This is a genomic window from Mesorhizobium sp. M7A.F.Ca.US.006.01.1.1 (genome assembly GCF_003997935.1).
Classification (GTDB): Bacteria; Pseudomonadota; Alphaproteobacteria; order Rhizobiales; family Rhizobiaceae; genus Mesorhizobium.
In genome coordinates this window covers 1-4,234 of sequence record NZ_RZQL01000385.1, presented here as the reverse complement: position 1 = coordinate 4,234, position 4,234 = coordinate 1, and the positions used below count along the sequence as shown (strand labels likewise).

5 protein-coding genes and 1 pseudogene are annotated in these 4,234 nt (G+C 62.7%); 2 read left to right on the top strand and 4 right to left on the bottom strand.

All coding sequences use genetic code 11. The annotated features are described in order from the left end of the window. Together EN943_RS35430 and EN943_RS35420 are read right to left on the bottom strand one after the other, a co-directional pair. The coding region (locus tag EN943_RS35430) for a histidinol dehydrogenase (RefSeq protein WP_206522876.1) at positions 1-287 on the bottom strand (287 nt) is incomplete at its 3' end. Between the two features lie 204 nt (positions 288-491). Further along, positions 492-1,265, bottom strand: coding sequence for a glucose 1-dehydrogenase (locus EN943_RS35420; protein ID WP_127416431.1), 774 nt, complete (start codon positions 1,263-1,265; stop codon positions 492-494). Positions 1,266-1,395: 130 nt separating this feature from the next. On the opposite strand from EN943_RS35420, the gene EN943_RS35415 reads away from it, so the two are divergent. After that, positions 1,396-2,499, top strand: coding sequence for a histidinol-phosphate transaminase (locus EN943_RS35415; protein ID WP_127416430.1), 1,104 nt, complete (start codon positions 1,396-1,398; stop codon positions 2,497-2,499). A 107-nt stretch (positions 2,500-2,606) separates the two neighbouring features. Further along, positions 2,607-2,978 (top strand): hypothetical protein, encoded by a 372-nt coding sequence (locus EN943_RS35410; protein ID WP_245476098.1) that lies wholly within the window; start codon positions 2,607-2,609, stop codon positions 2,976-2,978. A 147-nt stretch (positions 2,979-3,125) separates the two neighbouring features. On the opposite strand, the gene EN943_RS35405 is transcribed toward EN943_RS35410, so the two are convergent. Next, the gene (locus tag EN943_RS35405; RefSeq protein WP_127416429.1) at positions 3,126-3,809 is read right to left on the bottom strand and encodes an SGNH/GDSL hydrolase family protein; all 684 of its coding nucleotides are present in this window, start codon (positions 3,807-3,809) and stop codon (positions 3,126-3,128) included. A 64-nt stretch (positions 3,810-3,873) separates the two neighbouring features. After that, positions 3,874-4,234 (bottom strand): annotated as a pseudogene (locus tag EN943_RS35400) (ABC transporter permease); the annotation flags it as partial.

Sequence of the window (4,234 nt, the reverse complement as noted above, 5' to 3'; positions counted from 1 at the left end):
ATGTTGTCGATGCCGAACTGGATGCTCTCGACGACGTCCTTTTCCACATTGTCGAACGCCGCGTCGAACTCGGCTTCCGACACCTGCAGTTTGCCCTCGGCGACATTGGCCTTGTCGAGTTCCCTGGCGAAGCGGATCAAGGCGGCGTCGCCTTCGTCCTTGACGGCCTGGATGATCGGCCGGACCTTCTCGACGAAAACCGTCAGATCGGCCTCGGCACGCTTCAGCAGACTGGCGCGCTGGTCGGCATCGATGGATGACAAATCGTGGAAGCTGATGTCGGACATAACTGCTCGTTCTCCTAGAACTCTTGGAACGCAATGACGGTTGGCGCAGGCCGGCCATATGCTGCGGGCTGACAGGCCGACCGGGCAAGGATCAAAGCCGTCGAGAGGCTTCACTTGGGCAAAAGTATATACATGTATGTATGATGGTCGCCAGCAATTTTTCCATCATCCTTCCGGTCGAAAGTGCCTAGACAAACCGCGTCATCAGATCGAGGCGAGAAAGCCGCCATCGACCGGGATGGACTGGCCGGTTATGTAGGCCGCCGCATCCGAAGCGAGGAACACTGCGATGCCGTGCAGATCGGAGAGATCACCGAAACGACGCTGCGGGATCTTGGCCAGCATGGAGTGCTGCCATGCCTCGTTGCTGTAGAAAACGTCAGTCATCGCCGTCCTGAAATAGCCCGGCGCGATTGCATTGACCCTTATACCAAGCTCCGCCCACTCCGCCGCAAGCGCCCGCGTCATGCCGAGCAGGCCCGACTTCGACGAGCCATACGGCACCGCGGTGGGGATTCCGACTTCGGATGTCAGCGAGCACAGATTGATGATGGCACCAGGACGGCCGGCGTCGCGCATCTGCCGCGCGGCGGCCTGGGCGCAGAAGAACGCTCCCTTCAGATTGGTGTCGACGATCCTGTCCCAGAGCGCCTCGTCGACATCGAGCGAGGCCCGGACTTCCTCCATCCCGGCATTGTTGACGAGAATGTCGAGGCCGCCAAGCAGGTCCGCAGCCTCCGCGGTGGCTGCGCGGCAGCGACCGACATCGGTGACGTCGAGGGCAACGGCATGCGCCACCCCGCCGGCGGCGCGGATGGCTGTCGTTGTGTCCTGCAATGAGGCCAGGCTGCGCGCCGTGACCGCCACGTCGGCGCCGGCCGCGCTGAGCGCCTCTGCGATGCTGCGCCCGATGCCTCGGCTCGCGCCGGTGACAAGCGCCTTCCTGCCGGAGAGATCGAAGAGAGAAGCGTTGCGCATGTGATCCTCCTTGCCGGTGTCGGTTTCCGCTTCAGCGTCGAGACTATCAGATCAAGTTACATATACAAGCATATACAAACTACTTCGGCTACGGTACGGATGACGAAATCCACCGCAGAGGAGCCCGCCCGTGTCGAAAGCCTCGGATATGGTCCGCACCGAAGTCAACCGTCTGTCGCCTTACAATTCCGGGCTGACCATTGACGAGGTCATGGAGCGATACGCACCGGCCAGGATCGCCAAACTGGGCTCGAACGAAAACCCGCTCGGGCCCAGCCCGACCCTCGCCACGACGATGCATGCCGGCTCCGAGATGTTCCGCCTCTATCCGGACCCTGCCGGGCGCAAGCTGCGCCGGGCGATCGGCGACAAATATGCCGTCGCCGAGGACCAGATTATCCTCGGCAACGGTTCCGAAGACCTTCTCTCCGTCATCAGCCGTGCCGTGTTGCGGCCAAGCGACGCGGTCGTCACACTCTATCCGTCGTTCCCGCTGCATGAGGACTACGCGACGCTGATGGGGGCGACCGTCAAGCGCGTTGTCGTCAACGGCGATCTCACCATCAATGTCGATGCGCTGGTCGAGGCGGTGCGCGAACGGCCGCGCATGCTGCTGTTCTCGAACCCGATGAACCCGGTCGGCAGCTGGCTCTCCGGCGGCGATCTGTCGAGGGTTCTGGATGCCACGAGCGACGAGACGCTGATCATCATCGACGAAGCCTATGCCGAATATGCCAAGGGCGACGACTATGCGTCATCCCTGCCCTATCTCGGAAAGCTGGACCGGCCCTGGATCGTGCTGCGGACCTTTTCCAAGGCGTTCGGCCTGGCCGGATTGCGGATCGGCTTCGGCATCGTCGGTGACCCGGAGCTGCGCGCGCTGCTCGATCGCGTCCGCACGCCTTTCAACGCCAACGGCATGGCGCAGGCCGCAGCATTCGCGGCGCTGGCCGATGACGAACACCTCGCCAGGGTCGTCGCGCTGGCCAGGGCGGAGAGAAAACGCGTCGAGACTTTCCTGGCGAGCAAGGGCCTCGACGTCGCCGCCTCCAGGGGCAACTTCCTGTTCTTCAACTGCCGGCAAGATGCTTCCGTCTTCGCCGAAGGCCTGCTGCGGCAAGGCGTCATCGTCAAACCGTGGAAGCAGCAGGGCTTTGACACCTATGTGCGCGTCAGCATCGGCTCGACTTCGGAAAACGACCACTTCATGGCCGCTCTGTCGGCGCTATTGTGAGTACACGCTTTGGTCGGGATTCGGGACGGACCAACCAATTGACCTGCCCCTTGCGGCAGCGAGGTACCAGTTCGGGCACGATGTCACTCTGCGGTGCAATTCGTCGAATGAAGCAGCAGATTTTTTTGAGCTTTAAGCCGACAGCAGGCCTTAACTTTCGCGGCCTGGGTTTTTACATCTCTGGGGTCTGCAAACGATCGACGCTTGAGGAGGCTCCCTTGCAGCAGCCAGATGACATCGCCGCCCGCCGAGTGGGCATTCTCATCGAGCAATATGTGGAAGCGCGCAAAAAACGATACGGCTATGTGTCAACCGAGCAGGCCTATCGGGCCATCCGGCAGGTCCTCAAACCCGCCATTCCCGATCGCGAACTCGACGACATGGTCGCCTCGCTTGCCGTCAAGAACGGGCTGGCGGTCGTTTTCGACCGCCAAACCAAAGCGTCCGCCGATGACGGAGCTCCGAGGCCAAGCCCTTAGATCGACGCACATCTGCCGGCGCCGGGCGCCATATCAATACGGGGCCAAACGCATCGTTCGGCCCCGCATCGATGTGCATCGCCGGAGGAACCTGCGATACACCTGCGCCGTGGGCCTGTGTGCCGCAAGCCGACGGGCGTGGCGGCTTCAAGCGGCGGTGCTGACCTGGCCCGGCTCGAGGATCGACTTGACCTTGCCGGCCACCGCGCGTCCCAGATCGGCGTTGTTTGCGGCGGTGAAATGAATTCCGTCGACACCGTCCGTGGTGAGGTAATCGCCGGCATTGAGGAAATCGATCTTCATGAAATCCGCCATCGCCTTGTATTGCCTGGCCAGATCCCTGGATTTTTCGTGCCCGCCGCCAAACATGCCCTCGAACCACGGATCGGGCATCGGGGTCAGCGGCGGCGGCGCAATGACCAGCGCCTTGGGGGCCGGATAAGGCGTGCCGATGCCACCGGCACTGGTCAGGATCTGCCCGACCAGTTTCGCCATTCCATTGGCGATCTCATAAGGCGTCCGGCGGAAATAAGACTTGGTGTCGTTGGTGCCGAGCATGACGATGACCAGGTCCAGCGGCAGATGGCTGGCGATGGCCGAGGGCAGGTAATTGGCGCCGTTCAGGCGCGGATCGTTGGGGTCGTCGAGACAGGTCGTGCGCGCGCTCAGGCCTTCCTCGATGATGTGGTAGCCCGCTCCCAGCGCCGCCGCCATCACACCGGTCCAGCGCTGGTCATAGGGGTAGCGGTAGGTCGGCGACCCCTCCTTGACCGGAACCCAGCCCCAGGTCAGCGAGTCGCCGTAGCACATGATGTTTTTTGGCGGTGACATCCATGTTTCTCCATCTGTTTGCAATTGTCTGAACGCCGGCGCACTTGCTTTTCGCCGTCTCAAGTCAGGGGTTTCGCACGCGCACTCCGTAGAAGATCGCAGCACCGAGAATGATGACGCCTTGCGCGATGAGCTTGCCGGGCTCGTCGATGCCGAGCACCGTCATCACCACGAACAGCAGCGCAAAGCACAGCGCCCCGAAGAAAGGCCCCCAGACGCCGCCGTCGCCACGACCGAAGACGACGCCGCCGAGGATCGTTGCCGCGACTGCCAGGATCGGCAGGTCGAGGCCGACACGGACGCTGCCGACGGCGATCGAACCGGTCTGCACCAGCGCCGCGATCGCCGCGATCAGGCCGGCGAGCGTATGCGCCAGGATGACCGTGCGCTGGACCGGCACGCCGGAAAAATGCGCGGCTTCGGCA

Excerpts from the sequence above, each read along its gene's own strand:
- EN943_RS35420 (WP_127416431.1), bottom strand. The coding sequence starts at position 1,265 with ATGCGCAACGCTTCTCTCTTCGATCTCTCCGGCAGGAAGGCGCTTGTC.
- EN943_RS35410 (WP_245476098.1), top strand. The coding sequence starts at position 2,607 with ATGAAGCAGCAGATTTTTTTGAGCTTTAAGCCGACAGCAGGCCTTAAC.
- EN943_RS35405 (WP_127416429.1), bottom strand. The coding sequence starts at position 3,809 with ATGTCACCGCCAAAAAACATCATGTGCTACGGCGACTCGCTGACCTGG.